Here is a 23,181-nt window from a genome sequence, read left to right as displayed (position 1 = left end):
GAGTCACCTTTGCACACGCGGGAGCTCGGAGCACCGGGCTGAGAGGGCGCTGACCTCCGTCTTCGCGATGTTTCACATGAAACATCGGTGAACGGAAGCCGCTGCGTCGACCGCCGAACCTGTTACCGGGTAATGCCGGCGTAGGGAGTAGGTCTCATGACCAACAAGGACGTACGCACGCCTGCCTCCAGCCAGACGGGCGGCGCTTCTTCGCCGTCCCCGGACGATGAGGCCGGGAAGTCCATCGGCTGGCACAAGGCGTACGTCGGGGGGACGCGTCCCGATCTGCGCGTGCCGGTCCGTCAGGTGCACCTGACCAACGGGCAGTCCGTGACGCTGTACGACACCTCCGGCCCGTACACCGATCCGAGTGTCGACACCGATGTACGCAGGGGCCTGGCGCCGCTGCGCGAGAACTGGATCATCGCTCGCGGCGACACCGAGGAGTACGCGGGCCGGCCCGTGCGCCCCGAGGACGACGGGATCAAGCACACCTCTCCGCGCGGCGGACTGCGCAATCTCGACGCGGTCTTCCCCGGCCGGCCGCGCCAGCCGCGCCGGGGACGTTCGGGGCAGGCGGTCACCCAGCTCGCCTACGCGCGCCGTGGCGAGATCACCCCCGAGATGGAGTTCGTCGCCGTCCGCGAGAACGTCGAACCCGAGGTCGTACGCGAGGAGATCGCCGCCGGCCGGGCGGTGCTGCCGGCGAACGTCAACCACCCCGAGATCGAGCCGATGATCATCGGCAAGCGGTTCCTGGTGAAGGTGAACGCCAACATCGGTAATTCCGCCGTCACTTCCTCCATCGAGGAAGAGGTCGAGAAGATGACCTGGGCGACCCGCTGGGGCGCCGACACTGTCATGGACCTGTCTACGGGACGGAACATCCACACCACCCGCGAGTGGGTGCTGCGCAACTCCCCCGTCCCCATCGGAACCGTGCCGCTCTACCAGGCGTTGGAGAAGGTCGACGGCCGTGCCGAGGAACTCACCTGGGAGATCTACAAGGACACGGTCATCGAGCAGGCCGAACAGGGCGTGGACTACATGACGGTCCACGCGGGCGTCCGCCTCGCCTATGTGCCGCTCACCGCGAACCGCAAGACGGGCATCGTCTCGCGCGGCGGCTCGATCATGGCGGCCTGGTGCCTCGCCCACCACAAGGAGTCGTTCCTCTACGAGAACTTCGAGGAACTCTGCGAGATCCTCGCCGCGTACGACGTCACGTACTCGCTCGGCGACGGTCTGCGGCCCGGCTCCATCGCGGACGCCAACGACGCGGCACAGTTCGCGGAGTTGAGGACGCTCGGGGAACTCAACACGATCGCGAAGCGTTTCCATGTACAGACGATGATCGAAGGCCCGGGACATGTCCCGATGCACAAGATCAAGGAGAACATCGACCTTCAGCAGGAGATCTGTGATGAAGCTCCGTTCTATACGCTCGGCCCGCTGACCACCGACGTCGCGCCCGCGTACGACCACATCACCTCGGGTATCGGCGCAGCCATGATCGCCTGGTGGGGCACCGCGATGCTCTGCTACGTGACACCCAAGGAGCACCTGGGTCTCCCTAACCGTGACGACGTCAAGACCGGCGTCATCACCTACAAGATCGCAGCCCACGCGGCCGATCTCGCCAAGGGGCACCCCGGTGCGCAGGACTGGGACGACGCGCTGTCCGACGCCCGCTTCGAGTTCCGGTGGGAGGACCAGTTCAACCTGGCTCTCGACCCGGACACGGCGCGGGAGTTCCACGACGAGACGCTGCCGGCCGAGCCGGCCAAGACGGCCCACTTCTGCTCCATGTGCGGACCGAAGTTCTGCTCGATGAAGATCAGCCAGAGCATCAACGAACGGTTCGGCGGGGACACGGCGGAAGGCGCTTCGGCGGCGGAGATCTCCGAAGGGATGCTCCAGAAGTCCCGGGAGTTCGCGGAGGCGGGCAACCGCGTCTATCTGCCGCTGGCGGACTGACCTGCTTCAGGAGGGCGCTCTCCGGGACGCCGTGCCCGGAGAGCGAGGCCTTCCTGACGCCGGCCGAGGAGTGGTACTTCGCCCGCACCGCCGAGAGGACGGGCCGGGGCGTCCTGCCGGTCGGCGGGCACTCCCGGCGGCGCTGACCCCCGGCCCGATGTCGCCACCCCCCCTGCACGACGACGCGGCCCCGATCAAAAGGGGACTGATCTGGAAGGAGAGCAACAGCACCGAGCGAGTGCGCGAGTTCGTCCAAGTGGCCGTGGACGCGACCGGGCGCCGGGAGACCGAAGGGAGCAGACTGGGCGCATGACAGCGACGTCGATGAGCAAGGGCGGCAACCTTCCCGTCGCCGTCGGGGCGGTGCGGGTCGAACTCGGCTGGTCCGGTGGCCCCGGCGCGCCCGACGCCGACGCGTCGGCGCTGCTGCTCCGGGCCGACGGGCGGGTACGGGACGACGGCGACTTCGTCTTCTACAACCAGCCCCAGCACGCCTCGGGCGCCGTCCGGCATCTGGGGAAGCGCCAGGACAGTGGTCGTACGACCGACACCGTGGGCGTGGACCTGGGGGCCCTGGAGCCGGAGATCGAGCGGGTCGTCCTCGGCGCCTCGGCAGACGGGGGCACCTTCGGCCAGTTGGCCGGTCTGCGGCTGCGGCTGCTCGACGCCGGGACGGGCGGGGAGCTGGCGCTGTTCGAGATGGAGGCCACGACGGAGACGGCGTTCATCGGGGGTGAGCTGTACCGGCGGGCCGGTCAGTGGAAGTTCCGGGCGGTGGGACAGGGGTACGCGTCCGGACTCGCGGGCCTGGCCACCGACTTCGGGATCAGCGTGGACGAGGAACCCGACGCCACCGGGTCGTCGACGCCCGCTCCGTACGCAGCCACCTCGGCGCCGACCCCTTCGCAGCCAACCTCCACCTTCCCGCCCCCGCCAACCTTCACCTCCCCGCCCCCGCCGGTCCCCGCCTTCCCGCCTCCGCCCGCCCCCGCCGCGCCGCCCGCTCCCGCCGCCGGTTCCGCCCCGCGTCTGGTCAAGGGGGAGGAGCAGTTGCCGGTGGACATGCGCAAGCGGCTGTCCCTGCGCAAGGAGCAGGTGGCGGTCAGTCTGCGCAAGCACGGGGCGGAGGGGGTGACGGCGCGCGTGATCCTGGTGCTGGACGCCTCCGGGTCGATGTCGTTCCTCTACTCGAAGGGTGTCGTGGCCGATGTCGTCGAGCGGATGGCGGCGGTGGCCGCGCAGCTCGACGACGACGGCGAGATGCAGGCGTGGACGTTCGCGTCGAACCCGGCCCGGCTGCCGGACCTGGCTCTCGGGGAGCTGCCGGAGTGGCTGCGGAGTCATGTGCGGGTCGGTGAACTGACCTTGTTCCGGCGCAAGAAGCCGCGCAAGGGTCTGCTGCCCGGTCAGGTGGACATGCGCGCGGTCGGGATCCAGAACGAGGAACAGAAGGTGATCGCGGAGGTCCGGAGGTATGTCCGGGAGCACCCGGCCGCCGCGCCCACGCTGGTGCTCTTCTTCTCCGACGGCGGTGTCTACCGCAACAAGGAGATCGAGACCGAGCTGCGGGAGGCGGTGGACGAGCCGGTCTTCTGGCAGTTCGTGGGGCTGGGGCGCTCCAACTACGGCGTGCTGGAGCGGTTCGACACCCTGCCGGGCCGGCGCGTGGACAACGTCGGCTTCTTCGCCGTCGACGACATCAGCGACGTACCGGACGGGGAGCTTTACGACCGGCTGCTGTCCGAGTTCCCGTCGTGGATGAGGGAGGCGCGGCGGCTGGGCATCATCTGAGCCGGCGGCAGGCCGGACGGCCCGTCCGGCAAGGTGCGCGCCCGTCGCCCCGCCGAGGCAGCCCTGCGGGCCCGCGCGCTCACGCGGGCCCCTTCATCTCCTGGTCCCCGGCCGTCGGCCGACCGAGGTCACCTGGGCTGCCGGTGTCGCCCGGCCGACCGGTGTCACTCGGTCGGCCGGGGTCACTCGGGCTGGTGTTCCGGGCCGCCGAAGTCGGGACTGCTGAAGTCCGGGCTGGAGAAGCTCGGGCGCGGTCCCGCCGCGGGTCCGCCGTCGGGGCTGCTGAACCCCGGCCGGTCGTAGCCCAGGTGCGGGATGCGGCTGGGCGCCGCCGGTGTGGGCCGGTCCAGGTCGGCCGCGCCCGGGTCCGTGAGGGCCTCCCGGAGGAACGGCAGGATGCCGCGCTCCAGCAGGGCTTCGTGCCAGGCCTCCCGGGCCCGGGCGACCTGTTCGCTCGACTCGCCGCCCGCTCCCGCGAGGAGCGAGGACGAGCTGTTGCGCAGGGCCGTCAGCAGCAGTCCGGCCGCGGCGACGAGGATCGCCGCCGCGGTGATCGCGCCGAAGACCCAGCCGGTGGTCAGAAGGGTCTGGGCGATGGCCGGCTCGGGGCTGAGCATCTTGAGGATGTACCCCACGAGCAGGAATATCGCGGCGGCGGTCCCCGCGAGGACGGGAGCGAGCACGGCGACGACGGCGACGGCGCCGGCCCCGGCGGTCTCGGTGACCTCGCCCACCGTGGCGGCGAGCCCCATCGCGCCCGCGCCCGGCTCCGGGGAGCCGGTCTCCTCGCTCACGAGGGGGGTGGGCCGCGCCGGGCGGCGCAGTTCCTCACGGGCCTTCACGTAGTGCGCGTACTCGTCCGCCGCGGCCGTCGTGATGAGGGCGGTGGCGCTGAGCGCCATGGTGCGCAGTTGTTCGAGGTTGAGCCGCCGGCCGACAGCGGCGAGTTCCGGGCGGTGTGGTGCGGAGCGCAGCGCCTCATCGAGGATCCGCTCGTAGTCCTGGCGGTCCTCGCTCAGCAGGTGCTGCGGAACGCTGTTCATCTGCATCCCCCGATGCTCCGTAGGGCTGATGGCTCGCACGCTGACGAGCCGTTGGGCAGAAACGGAGGGGAGCCTGCTACGGATAAGCCGATGGTAGAGGGGGGACGGCACGCATCGACAGGGGGTTTCCGGAAATTGGCCCCTGGCCGGAGTGCTCCGCCCGGAGTGACGCCTGCCCGCTGAACGGTCAGATATCCAAGGGAAGTTGCCGGACCAGCAGCTTTCCGGCCATGGTCACGCCGCCGTCCATGGCGATGGCGAGTCCGTCGGCGTAGAGGTGCGGTCCTTCCACCACGGGGCCCGCGCGGTCCTCGCCCTCCTCCGGGCCGACCTCGCCGAGCAGGTACGGGATGGGGCTGTGACCGTGGACGATGCGGGCGCCGCCGTAGGTGCCGAGCAGGTCGCGGACCGCTTCCGCGCCGCCGTCATCACGGAAGGCGAAGCGCTTGGTGAACTTGCGGAACAGGTCCCAGCATTCGTCGGCGTCGTTGCGGGTGAGGGTTTCGCGGACGGTGTCGTTGACCGCTTCGATGGAGTCGCCGTAGTCGAGGTAGGCGGTCGTGTCGGAGTGCACCAGCAGGTGTCCGTCGACCAGTTCCATGGCGTCGAGGCGGGCCATCCACTGGAGGTGGTGGTCCTGGAGGCGGTCCATGTCGGTCTTCTGGCCGCCGTTGAGCAGCCAGGCGGCCTGGAAGGTGGCGGTGCCGGCACCGGAGTTGACGGGGGTGTCGGCGAACCGCTTGGCGCCGAGCAGCAGCAGCTCGTGGTTGCCCATGAGCGCCTTGCAGTAGCCGCCGGCAGCCGCGGCTTCGGCGGACAGCCGCATGACGAGGTCGATGACGCCGATGCCGTCCGGGCCGCGGTCGGTGAAGTCGCCGAGGAACCACAGGCGGGCGGTTCCCGCGGACCAGTTGCCGGCGGCGTCGAGGAGGCCCTGCTCCTGGAGCGCCGCGATGAGCTGGTCGAGGTAGCCGTGCACGTCGCCGACGACGTACAGCGGTCCGGGGCCTTCGCCGGGCGCGGGAGCGGAGGCGGCGGCGGGGTCGACGGGGACCTGAAGCGTGTCACCGCGGTTGATGACCGGCAGATCGCGCTCTGTGGGCGTGTATCCCTCGGGGAAGTCCCCCGGGAACTCGCCCGGGAACTCGCCCGGGAAGTCCTCGGCGGAATCCCTGACCCCGTACGGCGCGGCCTCGCCAGCGTAGGGCGCCGCCTCGCCCGCCGGGTAGGGCGCCACCTCACCGGCCGGGTACGCCCCGGGTTCCCCCGACGCGTACGGCGCGGACTCTCCCGACGCGTATGGCGCCGCCGCCGGCTCCGATGACGCGTACGGCTCGGACTGCCCGACGGGCCCCGCGCCCTCGCCCTGGGGCGTGTTCGGCGCGTACGGACCGGTCTCGTGGACGTAAGCGGGCACCCGGAAGTCGCGCAACGTCGCCGTCCGCGTCACCTCGGGTCCCTGACCGGCCCCCTGAGTCATCGACCCCTCCACCACCATCGCGCCGCATCTGCACCTGTTCGGACTGCCTGGTCGCAGCGGCCCGCGGTGTCGTCCGCCCATCATAGGAATGCGGATCGCGCCATGTGATGACCCAGGGGTGGTGAATCGGAACAGGAGGCCGGTCCACCATGGTTTTCGCCCGAATTGGGCGGGGCTCCGCCGTCGGGCGTCAGTCCTTCTCGGGTGATCGGGGCGGACTGACGGTCGTCCGGGGCGGCCTGCGCTGCGAGGAGGTCCGCACGATCAGCTCTGTCGGTATCACCTGCTCGACCGGTTGGTCCGATTCGACCCCCTCGATGGCGTCGATCAGGAGCTGGACGACCGCCGTGCCGATTCTGCGCGGTTTGAGGGAGAGCGTCGTGATGGGCGGTTCGGTGCTGGCATAGCCCATGGACTCGCTGCAGCACACCAGGAGCAGGTCGTCGGGCACGCGCAGACCGTAGCGGCGGGCGGCGGCCAGCAGGTCGGTGCCGTTCGGGTCGAAGAGCCCGTAGACGGCGTCGGGGCGGTCGGGCCGGGCGAGCAGCCGGTCGGCGGCGACGGCTCCGGCGCACGGATCGTGCGCGGGGTAGGCCTCGTAGACCGGGTCCTGGCCCACGCGCTCGCACCAGCGCAGATAGGCGGTGGTCGAGAGGTGGGTGTACGTGTCCGTGGTGGTGCCGGTGAGGAGGCCGATGCGGCGCGCGCCGGCGGCGGCCAGGTGGTCGAGGATGCCGAGGACGGCGGCCTCGTGGTCGTTGTCCACCCAGGCGGTGACCGGGAGCGCTCCCGCCGGACGGCCGTCGGAGACGACGGGTAAGCCCTGGCGTACCAGCTCGCTGACGACGGGGTCCTGGTCGGACGGGTCGATGACCACGGTCCCGTCCAGGGCGACGTTCGACCACACGTCGTGACGGGAGGTCGCGGGCAGGATGACCAGCGCATATCCCCGGGCGAGCGCGGCCGAGGTGGCGGCTCTGGCCATCTCGGCGAAGTACGCGAACTCGGTGAAGGTGAAAGGTTCATCCCCGTACGTGGTCACGGTCAGGCCGATCAGGCCCGACTTGCCGGTACGGAGGGTTCGGGCCGCGGCCGACGGGCGATAACCCAGTCGGTCGGCGACTTCGCGGACATGGCGTCGGGTGGCGTCCGGGAGCCGGCCCTTGCCGTTGAGGGCATCGGACACGGTCGTGATGGAGACCCCCGCGGCCGCGGCCACGTCTCTGATACCCGCCCGGCCCGGTCGACCGCCTCGGCGGGTGGTCTCCGCCCGGCTCACCTGGTGCTTCCCTGCTGCTGTCATGGCGAGCCGATAGTAGGGCTCATGCGGTGGGGTAGTGCGGACGCATATGCACGCGTTGACAGGCACGTTTCTGCATGGTCGTAAAGGCTGAAATGCCTTGGAAACAGAGGCAGTTGAACGATCCAATGGCAGTACGTGACTTGTCGACGCGTGTGGGCCTGCCAAGTGGCCCATGTTTCGAAGAGGTCTCAACTCACCTGTACGAGGGATGCGCGCTACGGCGTGGGCCACCGGCGCATGTGATGAACGCCGACGCGCCCCCCGATTCGTACACCTTCGTACAAGGATGCCCGCCGGGTCCGCGCGGAAGGAACCCGGCTCTCCTTCCGCGTCCTGATCGCGGCGGGAGCGGGAGGACCGCGTCGCGGCGGGAGTGGGCGGACGGCGTGCCGGTCGCGTGCGGTTGTCCACAGGCCATTCGCAGTGGAGCCGAATCCTCATAAGGTGAGAAGCATTGGTAGCCGGCGGCGGTCTGAGCCGCCGGTGGTCGCGAGGAGGACTGCGGTGAGCGAGACGAGCCCCAAGCTGCGTGCCGAGCTGGCGGGGGTCCCCGCCTACAAGCCCGGCAAGCCCGCCGCGGCCGGAGCCGTGGCGTACAAGCTGTCTTCCAACGAGAACCCGTATCCGCCGCTGCCCGGTGTCATCGAGAGCGTCACCGCGGCGGTCGACTCCTTCAACCGCTACCCGGACATGGCGTGCACGGGGCTGATGAACGAGCTGGCGGACCGTTTCGCCGTCCCCGTGTCCCATCTGGCGACCGGCACCGGCTCGGTCGGCGTCGCGCAGCAGTTGCTGCAGGCCACCAGCGGTCCCGGCGACGAGGTCATCTACGCCTGGCGCTCCTTCGAGGCGTACCCGATCATCACGCAGATCAGTGGCGCGACCTCGGTGCAGGTGCCGCTGACGCCGGACGAGGTGCACGACCTGGACGCGATGGCGGGCGCGGTCACGGACCGGACGCGGCTGATCTTCCTCTGCAACCCGAACAACCCGACGGGCACCGTGGTGCGCCGGGCCGAGCTGGAGCGTTTCCTCGACCGGGTGCCGAGCGACGTGCTGGTCGTGCTGGACGAGGCGTACCGCGAGTTCATCCGGGACGTCGAGGTGCCGGACGGGGTGGCGATCTACCGGGACCGGCCCAACGTCTGTGTGCTGCGCACCTTCTCCAAGGCGTACGGCCTCGCCGGTCTGCGGGTCGGTTTCGCGATCGCCCACGAGCCGGTGGCGGCGGCGCTGCGCAAGACGGCGGTGCCGTTCGGTGTGAGCCAGCTCGCCCAGGACGCCGCCGTGGCGAGCCTGCGGGCCGAGGACGAGCTGCTGGGCCGGGTCGGCTCGCTGGTCGCCGAGCGCACCCGGGTGGTCGACACGCTGCGCGGTCAGGGCTGGACGGTTCCCGAGACGCACGCCAACTTCGTGTGGCTGCGGCTGGGGGAGCGGACGGTCGACTTCGCGGCCCACTGCGAGCAGGCCGGTGTCGTGGTGCGCCCGTTCGCCGGCGAGGGCGTGCGGGTGACCGTCGGTGAGACCGAGGCGAACGACATCTTCCTCAAGGCGTCCGAGGCGTTCCGCCAGGAGCTGTAGCCATCACCCAGGGCAATAGCCGTAGCCCCATGAGGTGTAGCCATAACCCAGGGCTGTAGCCGTAGCCCCAGGAGCTATGGCCGCTGCCCAGGAGCTGTAGGCCTCACGGCGGGGACCGGTACCGGCAGGGTCGGGTACCGGTCCCCGCCCGTTTTCCCTGTCCAGGTCCCCGCCCGCAGCCCTCCGCTTCCGGCCCTCTCCGATACCAGTGATCTTGGCTCTCGCGCCAGAGGTCCACCGGTTCCCTCCCGCCGGGCCGCCCGGGTCGCGGTTAGGGACCCCCCACCCCTCCTGTCTCGAACGGGCATGCGTCATAATTGCTTGTGAATGTGAACGCGTTCACAAACGTGTCCTGGTTGCTCCCGTGATGTCTGGAACAAAGCGGGCGAACTGCCGCTGTGACCACGGCGACGTAAGGAGACTGCGACGTGGAATTGGCTTTGGCGCCGGAGACTTTGGCGCGATGGCAGTTCGGCATCACCACCGTCTACCACTTCCTCTTCGTCCCCCTGACCATCTCGCTCGCCGCGCTCACCGCCGGCCTGCAGACAGCCTGGGTGCGGACGGAGAACGAGAAGTACCTCAGGGCGACCAAGTTCTGGGGCAAGCTCTTCCTGATCAACATCGCCATGGGCGTCGTCACCGGCATCGTGCAGGAGTTCCAGTTCGGCATGAACTGGTCCGACTACTCACGCTTCGTGGGCGACATCTTCGGTGCCCCGCTCGCCTTCGAGGCGCTGATCGCCTTCTTCTTCGAGTCCACCTTCATCGGGCTGTGGATCTTCGGCTGGGACAAGCTCCCGAAGAAGATCCACCTGGCCTGCATCTGGATGGTCGCGGTCGGCACGATCCTGTCGGCGTACTTCATCCTCGCGGCCAACTCGTGGATGCAGCACCCCGTCGGCTACCGGATCAACAACGGGAAGGGGCGAGCGGAACTCACCGACTTCTGGCAGGTGCTGACCCAGAACACGGCGCTCACCCAGGCCTTCCACACCCTCACGGCGTCGTTCCTGACCGGTGGCGCCTTCATGGTGGGCATCGCCGCCTTCCACCTGGCCCGCAAGAAGCACGTCCCCGTCATGAAGACGTCGCTGCGGCTCGGCCTCGTCACGGTCGTCATCGCCGGTCTGCTCACGGCGGTCAGCGGCGACCTGCTCGGCAAGGTCATGTTCAAGCAGCAGCCGATGAAGATGGCCGCCGCCGAGGCGCTGTGGGACGGTCAGAACTCGGCGCCCTTCTCGATCTTCGCGTACGGAGACGTGAGCAAGGGCCACAACTCCGTCGAGCTGTCCATCCCGGGGATACTGTCGTTCCTCGCCGACGACGACTTCAACTCGTACGTCCCGGGCATCAACGACACCAACAAGGCCGAGCAGCAGAAGTTCGGGCCCGGCGACTACCGGCCCATCATCCCGGTCACCTTCTGGGCGTTCCGCTGGATGATCGGCTTCGGCATGGCGTCCTTCGTGATCGGGCTGTTCGGACTCTGGGTGACCCGCAAGAAGTTCATGCTGCCTCAGCATCTGCGGGTCGGTGACGACGAGGTGCCCCATCTCGTCCTCTTCAAGAACAAGGCACTGGGCCCGAAGCTGAGCACCTGGGCCTGGCGCATCGCCATCTGGACGCTGGGCTTCCCGCTGATCGCCAACTCCTGGGGCTGGATCTTCACGGAGATGGGCCGTCAGCCCTGGGTGGTCTACGGCGTGCTGCAGACCCGGAACGCGGTCTCCCCCAGCGTCTCGCAGGGCGAGGTCCTCACGTCGATGATCGTCTTCACGGCGCTCTACGCGATCCTCGCCGTGATCGAGGTCAAGCTGCTCGTGAAGTACGTCAAGGCGGGACCGCCCGAACTCACGGACGCCGACCTCAACCCGCCCACCAAGATCGGCGGCGACTCCCATGACGCCGACAAGCCGATGGCCTTCTCCTACTAGGCCCAGGGAGCCGCTGAGTCATGGAACTTCACGACGTCTGGTTCGTCCTCATCGCGGTCCTGTGGACCGGCTACTTCTTCCTGGAGGGCTTCGACTTCGGAGTCGGCATCCTCACGAAGCTGCTGGCCCGGGACCGCACGGAGAAGCGGGTGCTGATCAACACGATCGGTCCCGTGTGGGACGGCAACGAGGTGTGGCTGCTCACGGCGGGCGGCGCGACCTTCGCCGCCTTCCCGGAGTGGTACGCCACCCTCTTCTCCGGCTTCTACCTGCCGCTGCTGATCATCCTGGTCTGCCTGATCGTCCGGGGTGTCGCCTTCGAGTACCGGGCGAAGCGGCCCGAGGAGCACTGGCAGCGCAACTGGGAGACGGCGATCTTCTGGACCTCGCTCATCCCGGCGATCCTGTGGGGTGTGGCCTTCGGCAACATCGTGCGCGGGGTCAAGATCGACCGGAACTTCGAGTACGTGGGCAACTTCTGGGACCTGCTCAACCCGTACGCGATCCTCGGCGGCCTGGTCACGCTGACCCTGTTCACCTTCCATGGGACGGTGTTCGTCGGGCTCAAGACGGTCGGCGACATCCGGGAGCGGGCCCGCAAGCTCGCTCTGCGACTCGGCATGGTGACGGCGCTGTTGGCGCTCGCCTTCCTGCTCTGGACCCAGGTCGACAACGGTGACGGCGGATCGCTGGCCGCCCTGATCGTGGCCGTGGTCGCGCTCGTCGCGGCGCTGGTGGCGGTCAACGCCGGGCGCGAGGGCTGGGCGTTCACGCTCTCGGGGATCACCATCGTGGCGGCGGTCGCGATGCTGTTCCTGACGCTCTTCCCGAACGTCATGCCGTCCTCGCTCAATGACGACTGGAGCCTCACGGTCACCAACGCGTCGTCGAGCCCGTACACCCTGAAGATCATGACCTGGTGTGCCGCCATCGCCACACCGATCGTCCTGCTCTACCAGAGCTGGACCTACTGGGTGTTCCGCAAGCGCATCGGTACGCAGCACATCGCCGCGGACGCGTCGCACTGAGGCAGTCGGACGTGTCCCGCCGAGGCGGTGGGACGTGTCCCACTGAGTCCGACATCGGGGGCATGTTTCACGTGAAACATGCCTGATGAGCCAAGGGTGTGTTTCACGTGAAACCAATTGATCCGCGTCTGCTCCGGTACGCCCGGGCCACCCGCCTCTTCCTGCTGGCGGTCGTGGGGCTGGGTGTCGTCGGAGCGGCGCTGGTCATCGCCCAGGCGATGCTCATCGCCGAGGTGGTGGTGGGCGCCTTCCAGCACGGCTTCTCCGCCGCCGAACTGCGGACTCCTCTGGTGCTGTTGGTGGCGGTCGCGATCGGACGGGCCGTGGTGGCCTGGCTCACCGAACTGGCCGCCCACCGGGCGAGTGCGGCGGTCAAGTCCGAGCTGAGGGGGCGACTGCTGGAGAGGGCCGCGCTCCTCGGCCCCGGCTGGCTCGGCGGCCAGCGGACCGGCTCGCTGGTCGCCCTCGCGACGCGGGGCGTCGATGCCCTGGACGACTACTTCTCGCGTTATCTGCCGCAGCTCGGACTCGCGGTGGTCGTCCCGGTGGCGGTGCTGGCTCGGATCGTCACCGAGGACTGGGTGTCGGCGGCGATCATCGTCGCCACCCTCCCCCTGATCCCCCTCTTCATGATCCTGATCGGCTGGGCCACCCGAACCCAGATGGACCGCCAGTGGCGCATGCTCTCGCGCCTCTCCGGACACTTCCTGGACGTCGTCGCGGGGCTGCCCACGCTGAAGGTGTTCGGCCGGGCCAAGGCGCAGGCCGAGTCGATCCGGAAGATCACCGGCGAGTACCGCCAGGCGACCATGCGGACGCTGCGGATCGCCTTCCTGTCCTCCTTCGCCCTGGAACTGCTCGCCACCATCTCCGTCGCCCTGGTCGCCGTGACCATCGGCATGCGGCTCGTCCACGGCGAGATGGACCTGTACGTGGGGCTCGTCATCCTGGTGCTGGCGCCGGAGGCGTATCTGCCGCTGCGCCAGGTGGGGGCCCAATACCACGCCGCCGCCGAGGGCCTCGCCGCCGCAAAGGAGATCTTCGCGGTACTGGAGACGCCCGTGCCGGCCGCCGGATCGCTCCAGGTGCCGGCGGGGGAGATCGCCTTCGAGAGCGTGAGCGTGCGCTATCCGGGACGCTTGGCGGACGCCGTCTCGGACGCCTCCTTCACCGTCGCCCCCGGTGAGACGGTCGCCCTCGTCGGACCCAGCGGCGTGGGCAAGTCGACGCTGCTGAACGTCCTGCTCGGATTCGTCCGGCCCACCGGAGGCCGGGTGCGCGCCGGGGGAGTCGATCTCGCCGAGGCCGACCTCACGGCGTGGCGCTCCCGGATCGCCTGGGTACCGCAACGGTCCCATCTGTACGCCGGGTCCATCGCCGAGAACGTCCGCCTGGCCCGCCCCGAGGCGGACGACGCGGCGGTGCGCGCGGCCCTCGGCGACGCGGGTGCCGCCGGATTCGTCGACGCGCTGCCCGACGGGATGGACACCCTCCTCGGCGAGGACGGTGCCGGTCTGTCGGCCGGACAGCGTCAGCGACTCGCGCTGGCCCGGGCGTTCCTCGCGGACCGGCCCCTGCTGCTGCTGGACGAGCCGACCGCCTCGCTCGACGGGGCGACGGAGGCGGAGGTCGTCCAGGCCGTCCGGCGGCTCGCCGTCGGCCGGACCGTACTCCTGGTGGTGCACCGGCCCGCCCTGCTGGAGGTGGCGGACCGGGTGGTACGCCTGGAGGCCGCCTCGCCCGCCGACACCCCGCTCGCGGAGCCCGCTTCCGCTTCGCTCACGGTGCCCGCCTCCGCCCCGCCCGCGGAATCCGCGCTCACCGGACCCGGTGACGCCCGGCAGGACCGGGGCGTCGAGCCGAACGGCGCGGCGCCGCTGGACGGTGAGGTCTCCGCACCGGTGCCGGGTGCCCGCGATGGCGTGCTCGCCCGGGTCCGGGCCATGGCCGCGCCCCGACGCGGACCCCTCGTCCTCGCCCTGCTCCTGGGCAGCCTCGCCCTCGGAAGCGCCGTCGGCCTGATGGCCACCTCCGGATGGCTCATCTCGCGGGCCTCCCAGCAGCCCCCGGTGCTCTATCTGATGGTCGCCGTCACGGCCACCCGGACGTTCGGCATCGGACGGGCGGTGTTCCGGTACGCGGAGCGGCTCGTGTCGCACGACGCGGTGCTGCGGATGCTGGCCGACACCCGGGTCGCCGTCTACCGGCGCCTGGAACGCCTCGCACCCGCCGGGCTGCGCTCCACCCGCCGCGGTGACCTGCTGTCCCGGCTGGTCGCCGACGTGGACGCGCTCCAGGACTACTGGCTGCGCTGGCTGCTCCCGGCCGGAGCGGCGGTCGTGGTCTCCGCCGCCTCCGTCGGCTTCACCGCCTGGCTGCTGCCCGAGGCCGGCGCCGCTCTGGCCGTCGGTCTGCTGGCGGCCGGAGCCGGCGTGCCGCTCGTGACCGGCGCCGTCGCGCGCCGCGCCGAACGCCGGCTGGCCCCCGCACGCGGGGCGCTGGCCACCCAGGTGGCCGACCTGCTCACCGGCACCGCCGAGCTGACCGTCGCCGGCGCCCTGCCCGCCCGTGCCGCCGAGACCCGGCGCGCCGACACCGTCCTCACCCGGATCGCCTCACGGGGCGCCACCGCGACCGCCCTCGGCGACGGACTCACCGCGCTGGTCTGCGGGCTGACCGTCGCGGCCACCGCTCTCGTCGGCGCCCAGGCGGTCGCCGCCGGACGGCTGGACGGCGTCCTGATGGCCGTCGTCGTCCTCACCCCGCTCGCCGCCTTCGAGGCCGTCATGGGGCTGCCGCTGGCGGTGCAGTACCGGCAGCGGGTCCACAAGAGCGCGGAGCGCGTGTACGAGGTGCTGGACTCCCCCGACCCCGTACGGGAGCCGGAACGGCCCCGGCAGGCGCCCGCCTCGCCGTTCCCGCTGCGGCTGGACGGCGTCCGGGCCCGGTATGCCGGACAGGACCGGGACGCGCTCGCCGGTCTCGACCTGACGCTCGCCGAGGGCCGCAGGATCGCCGTGGTCGGAGCCTCCGGGGCGGGCAAGACGACGCTCGCCCAGGTGCTGCTGCGGTTCCTGGACACCGAGGCGGGGACGTACACGCTGGGCGGTGTGGACGCGTACGGGATGGACGGGGACGACGTACGACGGCTCGTCGGGCTCTGCGCGCAGGACGCGCACCTCTTCGACAGCACCGTGCGCGAGAACCTGCTCCTCGCGCGCAGGGACGCGACCGAGGCCGGGCTGCGGGACGCGCTCCGCAGGGCCCGGCTCCTCGACTGGGCCGACGGGCTGCCCGACGGGCTCGACACCCTGATCGGCGAGCACGGGGCACGGCTGTCCGGCGGCCAGCGCCAGCGGCTCGCCCTCGCCCGCGCGCTCCTCGCCGACTTCCCGGTGCTCGTCCTCGACGAGCCGGCCGAACACCTCGACCTCCCGACGGCCGACGCCCTCACCGCCGATCTGCTCGCCGCGACCGAGGGCCGTACGACGCTGCTGATCACGCACCGGCTCGCCGGGCTCGACGCGGTGGACGAGGTGCTCGTCCTCGCGGACGGCCAGGTGGTCCAGCGCGGAACCTTCGCCGAGCTGTCGGCGGTCGAGGGGGCGCTGCGGGACATGGTGGAACGGGAGACCGCGGGGGATCTGCTGGTGGGGGCGGTGGCGGGGTAGCCGGGGACGGCGGGTTGCCGGGAGGCCGGGAGGCTGGGAGGCCGGGACGCCGAGATGCCGAGATGCTGGACGTGGGGATGCCGGGGCGAGGCGTCGTCGGGAGGCAGGGTGGCCGGGGCGCGCGGGGCGGGGATGCCGGGGGGAGGTCCCTTTGTGGCGCCGGGGCGGTCGGGGCAGCTTCCGTCGGGGCAGCCTCCGCTGTGGCCGACTTTCCCTCTCAAATGGGACTAACTAGGCTCAGGGCATGTCAGCAGCCTCCGCAGCCTCCGCAGCCTCCGCCTCCTCCGGCCCGGACGATGGCGCCGGTGTGCCCGCCCGGGCGGACGGCTCCGGTATCGGAGGCCTGGAAGCCGAACTGGCCGCACGCGTACCGCGGTTGCTGGAGGCGATGCGGTCGGTCGGCTCCGGCTTGGAGCTGCACTCCACGCTGGACCGGATCTGCGAGACCGCCGCCGACCTCACGGACGCCCGCTACGCGGCCATCGGCGTCGTGCCGGAGAGCGGGAGTGGACTCGCCGACTTCGTCTTCCACGGCGCGGACCAGGGGACCGCGGAGCGCATCGGACGACTTCCCGACGGCCACAAGGGGCTGCTCGGCGCGCTCGTCCGCCACCCCGAGCCGGTCCGGCTCACCGACCTGTCCGACGACCCGCGCTCCTGCGGGTTCCCGGCCGGCCATCCCCCGATGCGCAGCTTCCTGGGAGTGCCGATCACCGTGCAGGGAGAGATCTTCGGCAACCTGTATCTGGCCGAGAAACGCGGCGGCGGTGCCTTCGGGGACGACGATCTCAACATGGTCCGGGTGCTGGCCACGGAGGCGGGCATCGCCATCGGCAACGCCCGGCTCTACGAGGCCGCCAAGCAGCGCGAGCGCTGGATCGACGGCTCGGTGGCCGTCACCACCGCGCTCCTGGCCGGCGGCGACGCCGAGGACGCCTTGCAGGTCGTCGCGGAACAGGCCCGCCGGCTCTCCGGATCGGCGGCCGGGATCGTGCTGCTGCCCGCCGAGGACGGCGGCCTGGAGATCGTCGCGGTCGCCTCGGACCACCCCTCCAAGGCACTCGGCGTGGTCGTCCCGCCGGAGAGCCAGGTGGTCGCGGAACTCCGCGAGGGCGAGCCGGTGTTCGTCGAGGACGCGGCCACCGACCCGCGCATGCTGACCGATCTCGCCGCCGCCTACGGGCCGGTCATGCTGCTTCCCCTGCAGAGCGACGGCCGGGTCGTCGGCGCGCTCGTGACCCCGAGGCACCGCGGAGAACGGCCGTTCTCCGCGTCCGAGCGGACGCTCGCGGCGCAGTTCGCCTCGCAGGCCGCGCTCGCCCTGATGATGGCCGAGGCGCAGCGCGACCGCGAGCGCCTCGCGGTCTACGAGGACCGCGACCGGATCGCCCGGGACCTGCACGACCTCGTCATCCAGCGGCTGTTCGCCACCGGGATGATGCTGGAGAGCGCGCAGCGCCGTTCGAAGGTGCCCGAGGTGCGGCGGGGCGTGGGCAAGGCGGTCGACGAACTCGACGTCACCATCCAGGAGATCCGCACCGCCATCTTCGCCCTCCAGCAGGGCCCCGCCGAGGTGCCGTCGGGGCTGCGCACCCGTGTGCTGCGCGAGATCAACATGGCCGCCGTGCCGCTGGGCTTCAAGCCGGGCCACCGTTTCGCCGGTCCCGTGGACACGGTGGTCGGGGAACTCACCGGGAAGAATCTCATCGCCGCGCTGCGCGAAGCGCTGTCCAACGCCTTCCGGCATGCCGGGGCCTCCCGCATCGAGGTCTCCGTCGACGCGGACGCGGTGCTGCCGGACGGACGGCCGGCGGTACGGCTCTCGGTCGCGGACGACGGCGTCGGCATCCCCGAGGGCGGCCGGCGCAGCGGTCTGCGGAACCTCAAGCGCCGTGCCGAGTCGCTGGGCGGCGCCAGTTGGTACGGGCCCGGGCTCGGCGAGGACGGGGGCGGTACGACGGTGGTGTGGCAGGTGCCGCACTGAATCCCCCTGCGGGCGGCGGCCGTTACGGCGGAGCCCGTGGCGCCTCTCCCTCGAACGGTCGACGCACGAGCCCGGTGCCGCCCCGTTGCTGAGCCATTCGTGACGGCCCGTCCCCCGGGTGCACCCCTTGAACAGGCCGGGTCCCGCGAGGCGGGTCACGATCGCTTGCATGCGCTCCTCTCGTCGCCATCCCCTTTTCGTACCGGCGCTGTTGTGCGCGGTCGCGGTGCTCGCCGCCCGTCCGGCGTCGGCCGAGGGCGAGGGGGCGGAACCCGGTGTCAGCGCCCAGGTGGCGCGACTGTACGAGGACGCCGCCGTGGCGACGCGGCAGTACGAGGCGGGCCGGCGGGACGCGGAGGCACAGCGCGGCCGGGCGCGGCGGGCCGAGCAGCTTCTCGCGCGGGAGCGGCAGGAGATCGCGGTGCTGCACGAGGACCTGGGCCGGATCGCCCGCGCCCAGTACCGGCAGGGCGGCGACCTGCCGTACAGCGCGCAGATCCTGCTCGCGAAGGACCCCGACGACCTGATGCGCGGTCAGCGTGCTGTCTGGCGCGCCGATCTCGCCGTCGGCAACTCCGTGGCGAAGAGCAGACGGGCCGAGGAACGGCTCGCGGCCGACGAGGGGAAGGCGCGGGCCGCGTGGCAGGCGCTGGAGAAGCGGACCGGTGAACTGGCCGAGATGAAGCGGACCATCCAGGCCAAGCTGGAAGAGGCGCGGACGACGCTGGAGAGCCAGGCGGACGCCTCCGTTGCGGCGGGCGCCTGCCGGGGCGCGGTCCGGCTCGACCAGCCGCCGGCCGACACCACGCGGGCCTGGGTCACCCCGGTGGAGGCGTACGAGCTGTCCGCGGGCTTCGGCAGCGGGGGCGACCGCTGGGCGAACCGGCACACGGGACAGGACTTCGCCGTACCCATCGGCACGCCGGTGCGCGCGGCCGGGGCGGGCCGGGTGGTGAGGGTGTCCTGCGGTGGCGCCTTCGGCATCGAGATCGTGATCGAGCACCCGGGCGGCTACTACACGCAGTACGCGCACCTAGCGGCGGTGACCGTCGACCAGGGGCAGCGGGTGGCGGCCGGGGAGTGGATCGCCCAGACCGGCACGACCGGCAACTCGACCGGCCCGCATCTGCACTTCGAGGTGCGGGTGACCCCGGAGACGGGGTCGGCGGTGGACCCGGTTCCATGGCTGGCCGAGCATGGGGTGGTGGTGTAGGTACACCGGGGGCCGCGCCGGCGGGGATCGGCCGGCACGAGGGCCGCCGGCCCGACCCCGGGAGGGCGCTACCGCCGTTCTGCCGGGAGCCGAGCCCCTGAAAGGGGCGCTACCGCCGTCCTGCCGGGAGCCGAGCCCCTGCTAGGGGGGTGCTACCGCCGTTCCGCCAGGATTCGTTCGATCATTACGGCCACCCCGTCCTCGTTGTTCGCGGCCGTACGTCCGGAGGCGGCGGCGATGACGGCGGGGTGGGCGTTGCCCATCGCGAACGAGCGGCCGGCCCAGGTGAGCATCTCGACGTCGTTCGGCATGTCACCGAAGGCGGCGACCTCCTCGGGCGCGATCCCCCGCTCGGCGCAGCACAGTTCGAGGGTGCTGGCCTTGGAGACGCCGGGCCCGCTGATCTCCAGCAGCGCGCTGGGGCTCGACCGGGTCACGTTGGCCTGGTCCCCGATGACCGCGCGGGCGACGGTGAGGAACTCGTCGGGGTCCATCTCCGGGTGGAACGCGAGCACCTTCAGTACGGGCTGGTCGGCGTCCAGCGCGTCCTTCGCGAGGAGCTTCTCGGCGGGCACGATGATCTCCGGGGGCTCCATGTGCATCATGGGATAGCCCGGTTCGAGATGGAGACCGAACGTCCTCTCGACGGCGCACACCGTGCCGGGCGCGGCGGAGCGCAGCAGCAGGATGACGTCGAGGGCGACGTCCGGGACCAGTTCGCGGATCTTCACGAAGCGGTGGGCGCCGGGGCCGCCGTGCAGGTCGACGACGGCGGCGCCGTTGCCGCAGATCGCCAGGCCGTGCCCGTGGACGTGGTCGCTGACGACGTCCATCCAGCGGGCCGGGCGGCCGGTGACGAAGAAGACCTCGATGCCGGCCCGCTCGGCGGCGCTGAGGGCGGCGATCGTGCGGTCCGACACCGTCTTGTCGTCGCGCAACAAGGTGCCGTCGAGGTCCGTGGCGATCAGCCGGGTCGGGACGGTGGAGGCCGGAGTCTCGGGCCGGCGAGTCGCTGAGGTCACGGGGTCATTCTCGCGCATATGCGTGCACGGCCGTGCGACAGTCCGCACACTTGAGTGGTTACCGCCCTCGTCGACTCGGGCGCCCCTCGTCGGCTCGGGCGCCCCTCGTCGGGGACGGGGGTCGGAGCACCTTTGGGCGAGGTCCCGCCCCGGTTTGCGCGAGGCCCCGCCCCCGGTTGTACGAGCCCCCGCCCCGGTTGCGCGAGACGCCGCCCCCAGTGAGCGAGGCTGCCCCCACCGCATGCCCGGGAGACCTCAGGCCAGCTGCGCGACCGCCTCCATGGCGATCCGCTCGAAGATCTTCTGGTCCGCGGCGAAGTCGGAGTCGGGGATCGGCCAGTGGACCACGAGGTCGGTGAAGCCCAGTTCGGCGTGCCGGCCCGCGAAGTCGACGAAGGCGTCGACGGACTCCAGCGGGCGGTTCCGGTCCGGGGTGAAGCCGGTCAGCAGGATCTTGTCCAGTCCGGCCACGTCCCGGCCGATCCCGGCGCACGCGTCGGCCAGCTTCTCGACCTGTCCGCGAATGGCCTGAACCGACTGTTCGGGGGTGCCCGTCTCGTACAGCTTGGGGTCGCCCGTGGTCACCCACGCCTGTCCGTACCGGGCGGCGAGCCTCAGCCCGCGCGGGCCGGTGGCGGCTACCGCGAAGGGGAGCCGGGGGCGCTGGACGCAGCCGGGGATGTTGTACGCCTCGTGCGCCGAGTAGAAGTTGCCGCCGTAGGAGACGGAGTCCTCGGTGAGGAGGCGGTCGAGGAGCGGAACGAACTCGCCGAAGCGGTCGGCGCGCTCCCGCGGGGTCCAGGGGTCCTGGCCGAGCGCGGTGGCGTCGAAGCCGGTGCCGCCCGCGCCGATGCCGAGGGTGATCCGGCCGTTCGAGATGTCGTCGAGGGAGATCAGTTCCTTGGCCAGGGGGACCGGGTGCCGGAAGTTCGGCGAGGTGACGAGGGTGCCCAGGCGCAGCCGCTCGGTGACGGCCGCCGCCGCGGTCAGGGTGGGCACGGCCCCGAACCACGGGCCCTCACGGAAGGTGCGCCAGGAGAGGTGGTCGTACGTGAACGCGGTGTGGAAGCCGAGCTGCTCTGCGCGCTGCCAGGTGGCACGGCCGCCTTCGTGCCAGCGGACGTGGGGCAGGATCACGGTGCTCAGACGCAGACTCATACGCCGAGCCTAAGCGGAACCGGGGCGGCCCGTCTCAGCGCGCTCCGGGAAACCGCAGGTAGGCCGGGGGTACCGCCTCGGTCAGCCAGACACCGTTGGCGCTGACGCGGAAGACGTGGCCGTCGCGGTGCATGGCGGCGGCGTCCACGGAGAGGACGACGGGCCGGCCGCGGCGGGCGCCGACGCGGGTGGCGGTCTCCCGGTCGGGGGAGAGGTGCACGGCGTGCCGGCTCATGGGCTTCAGGCCCTCCGCGCGGATCGCGTCCAGGCTGCGGGCGACGGTGCCGTGGTAGAGGTACGCGGGCGGAGCCGCCTCGGGCAGGCCGAGGTCGACCTCGACGGAGTGGCCCTGGCTGGCCCTGATCCGCGTCCCCTCGACGGCGAAGCGGCGTTTGTCGTTGTGCGCCACCACGTGGTCGAGTTCGGCGCGGGTGAACCCGAAGCCGTGCGCGGCGGCGGCGCTGATCAGGGTGTCGATCTCGACCCAGCCGCCCGCGCCGAGGGTGAGGCCGATCCGCTCCGGCTGGTGCCGCAGGTGCTTCGACAGGTACTTGGACACCTTCACGGTGCGTCTGTCGTCCATCGGATCATCCACTCGTCCGACGGGCCGATCATCCGCCTGCTCCTCGTTCTGAGCCGCCTGAGCCGCCTGAGCCGCCTGAGCCGCCTGAGCCGCCTGAGCCGGCTGAGCCGTCTGCTTCGCCCGCCCCGCTTGTCCGCTCTGTTCCGTCATCCCTCCAGCGTGCCGTGCGCGAGACGAATCACGCATTTGATTTTGGCCCGGAGGTTTGATCCACAACCAAGTGCGGTTATCCACAGGGGAATTGACGGTCCTGTGGACAACACCCATGCTTTTTATGGCGTTTCGTCAACTTCACGGGACTTCCTGTGATTTGAGGCAAGCCGGTCCAACGTACGTGCCCGCAGCTCCCGTTCGACGGCCGCCGTCACGAACTCGGACGCGTGCGAACCGCCAACCAGGCCGTCCACGGCCCGCATTGTCTCGGCCAGCACCTCCACCGTGCGTACCTCTTCCCGCTCCCCCGACGTCTCCTCTCGCGCCAGGTGCCGGCGCAGATGGCGGACGGCGAACGTCCGCATGGCCCGGGCCAGTTCGGCGTCCACCGTCTGCTGGGCCAGCGGCCGCAGCCGTCGTACGAGCGACGCTGCCTCGGCCGCTTCCGCGTCGGTCGGCGGGTGCTCCCCCAGATACCGGGCGAAGACGTGCTCGGTGGTGAACTCCAGGAATCGGGTGGCGATGTGCTCGACCTGGCCCCTCAACTCCCTTAGGTGCGCTGCGATCGCGGACAGCGGAACCCCGGCCTTGTGCAACTCGGCCGCGACGGACAGTTCTTGGGGGCTCGGGACGAGGAAGACGTCCTCGTCCCCCGGCACACGCTCCAGTACGCCGAGCGCCACCGCGTCCGCCACCGCCGCGTCGTCGTGCCGGCCGCCGAACCGCTCGTCCAGCTCGGCCCGGGAGATCCGCGCGGCCTCCTCGTCGGTCCACGGTCCGTCGACCTCCGCGACCAGGCCGAGGACCCCGCCGAGACCGCGCCCCGCGTCCCACGCCTCCAGGAGTTCCTTGATCGAGGCCAGTGTGTAACCGCGGTCGAGGAGGTCGGCTATCTGCCGCAGCCGGGCGAGATGGGTCTGCGCGTAGACGTTGGCACGGCCGCGCCGCTCGGGGCGGGGGAGCAGCCCGCGGTCCTGGTAGGCGCGGATCGTGCGGACCGTGGCACCGCTGCGATGCGCCAGGTCCTCTATGCGGTACGCGGCACCGCCCGGTTCCTCGGTCATCTCTCCCGCCCTTCTCCCGCCCCGCCCCGCGCCTCAAGCCCCCCGCGCTCGCGTCCCGGGCCAAGCCCCTTGAAGCCCCCCGCGCCCGCGCCTCGCGTCCCGTCTGCTGCCCCGCGCCTCGCTTCCCGCGCCAAGCCACTCGAAGCCCCCGGCCCCGGCCCCCGGCCTGCCCCCGTCCGCCCCGCACCTCCCC

Annotated in this window: 16 protein-coding genes and 1 riboswitch; of the genes, 9 read left to right on the top strand and 7 right to left on the bottom strand. The window is 71.2% G+C overall.

Going from position 1 to position 23,181, the window contains the following annotated elements:
* Window positions 1-7: 7 nt before the first annotated feature.
* Window positions 8-164, top strand: a riboswitch (TPP riboswitch).
* The 3 genes from thiC to AB0912_RS01200 all read left to right on the top strand — a co-directional run bounded on the left by thiC (window position 157) and on the right by AB0912_RS01200 (window position 3,768).
* Window positions 157-1,977, top strand: a complete 1,821-nt coding sequence (thiC, locus tag AB0912_RS01210) for a phosphomethylpyrimidine synthase ThiC (RefSeq protein WP_366695409.1) — start codon at window positions 157-159, stop codon at window positions 1,975-1,977. (Overlaps the previous riboswitch by 8 nt.)
* A gap of 157 nt (window positions 1,978-2,134) precedes the next feature.
* Window positions 2,135-2,290 carry a hypothetical protein gene (locus tag AB0912_RS01205; RefSeq protein WP_366695407.1) on the top strand — a complete coding sequence of 52 codons (156 nt, stop codon included), beginning with the start codon at window positions 2,135-2,137 and terminating at the stop codon, window positions 2,288-2,290.
* On the top strand, window positions 2,287-3,768 hold the full coding sequence (locus tag AB0912_RS01200) for a VWA domain-containing protein (protein WP_366695405.1): 1,482 nt from the start codon (window positions 2,287-2,289) through the stop codon (window positions 3,766-3,768). The genes AB0912_RS01205 and AB0912_RS01200 overlap by 4 nt, the downstream gene beginning before the upstream one ends.
* 182 nt (window positions 3,769-3,950) lie before the next feature.
* Here AB0912_RS01200 and AB0912_RS01195 read toward each other — a convergent pair whose 3' ends face one another.
* The 3 genes from AB0912_RS01195 to AB0912_RS01185 all read right to left on the bottom strand — a co-directional run bounded on the left by AB0912_RS01195 (window position 3,951) and on the right by AB0912_RS01185 (window position 7,594).
* Window positions 3,951-4,817, bottom strand: coding sequence for a hypothetical protein (locus AB0912_RS01195; RefSeq protein ID WP_366695403.1), 867 nt, complete (start codon window positions 4,815-4,817; stop codon window positions 3,951-3,953).
* A gap of 181 nt (window positions 4,818-4,998) precedes the next feature.
* Window positions 4,999-6,291, bottom strand: a complete 1,293-nt coding sequence (locus AB0912_RS01190) for a metallophosphoesterase (RefSeq protein WP_366695401.1) — start codon at window positions 6,289-6,291, stop codon at window positions 4,999-5,001.
* Between the two features lie 190 nt (window positions 6,292-6,481).
* Window positions 6,482-7,594 (bottom strand): LacI family DNA-binding transcriptional regulator, encoded by a 1,113-nt coding sequence (locus AB0912_RS01185; RefSeq protein WP_366695399.1) that lies wholly within the window; start codon window positions 7,592-7,594, stop codon window positions 6,482-6,484.
* Between the two features lie 504 nt (window positions 7,595-8,098).
* Between AB0912_RS01185 and hisC the strand changes: the two genes are divergently transcribed.
* From hisC to AB0912_RS01155, 6 genes are all read left to right on the top strand, one after another.
* A complete protein-coding gene (hisC, locus tag AB0912_RS01180; protein WP_366695397.1) occupies window positions 8,099-9,175 on the top strand; it encodes a histidinol-phosphate transaminase in 1,077 nt (358 codons plus the stop codon).
* Between the two features lie 428 nt (window positions 9,176-9,603).
* On the top strand, window positions 9,604-11,112 hold the full coding sequence (locus AB0912_RS01175; protein ID WP_366695395.1) for a cytochrome ubiquinol oxidase subunit I: 1,509 nt from the start codon (window positions 9,604-9,606) through the stop codon (window positions 11,110-11,112).
* A 20-nt stretch (window positions 11,113-11,132) separates the two neighbouring features.
* Window positions 11,133-12,140, top strand: coding sequence for a cytochrome d ubiquinol oxidase subunit II (gene cydB / locus AB0912_RS01170; protein ID WP_366695393.1), 1,008 nt, complete (start codon window positions 11,133-11,135; stop codon window positions 12,138-12,140).
* 98 nt (window positions 12,141-12,238) lie between these two features.
* Complete coding sequence (cydD, locus tag AB0912_RS01165) at window positions 12,239-15,811, top strand: thiol reductant ABC exporter subunit CydD (RefSeq protein ID WP_366695391.1); 3,573 nt, start codon at window positions 12,239-12,241, stop codon at window positions 15,809-15,811.
* A 388-nt stretch (window positions 15,812-16,199) separates the two neighbouring features.
* Entirely contained in the window at window positions 16,200-17,795 is a 1,596-nt protein-coding gene (locus AB0912_RS01160) for a GAF domain-containing protein (protein WP_366695708.1), read from the top strand.
* A gap of 169 nt (window positions 17,796-17,964) precedes the next feature.
* Entirely contained in the window at window positions 17,965-19,008 is a 1,044-nt protein-coding gene (locus AB0912_RS01155; RefSeq protein ID WP_366695389.1) for a M23 family metallopeptidase, read from the top strand.
* A 152-nt stretch (window positions 19,009-19,160) separates the two neighbouring features.
* On the opposite strand, the gene AB0912_RS01150 is transcribed toward AB0912_RS01155, so the two are convergent.
* From AB0912_RS01150 to AB0912_RS01135, 4 genes are all read right to left on the bottom strand, one after another.
* Complete coding sequence (locus AB0912_RS01150; RefSeq protein ID WP_366695387.1) at window positions 19,161-20,048, bottom strand: Cof-type HAD-IIB family hydrolase; 888 nt, start codon at window positions 20,046-20,048, stop codon at window positions 19,161-19,163.
* A 237-nt stretch (window positions 20,049-20,285) separates the two neighbouring features.
* Window positions 20,286-21,188, bottom strand: a complete 903-nt coding sequence (locus tag AB0912_RS01145) for an LLM class flavin-dependent oxidoreductase (protein ID WP_366695385.1) — start codon at window positions 21,186-21,188, stop codon at window positions 20,286-20,288.
* Between the two features lie 34 nt (window positions 21,189-21,222).
* Window positions 21,223-21,771 carry an RNA 2'-phosphotransferase gene (locus tag AB0912_RS01140; RefSeq protein ID WP_366695383.1) on the bottom strand — a complete coding sequence of 183 codons (549 nt, stop codon included), beginning with the start codon at window positions 21,769-21,771 and terminating at the stop codon, window positions 21,223-21,225.
* Between the two features lie 272 nt (window positions 21,772-22,043).
* The gene (locus AB0912_RS01135) at window positions 22,044-22,988 is read right to left on the bottom strand and encodes a MerR family transcriptional regulator (protein ID WP_366695381.1); all 945 of its coding nucleotides are present in this window, start codon (window positions 22,986-22,988) and stop codon (window positions 22,044-22,046) included.
* Window positions 22,989-23,181 lie beyond the last annotated feature (193 nt).

The organism is Streptomyces sp. NPDC007084 (assembly GCF_040703595.1).
Lineage (GTDB): Bacteria > Actinomycetota > Actinomycetes > Streptomycetales > Streptomycetaceae > Streptomyces.
The sequence above is the reverse complement of the archived record's forward strand: the minus strand, read 5'-3'. Positions and strand labels throughout refer to the sequence as shown.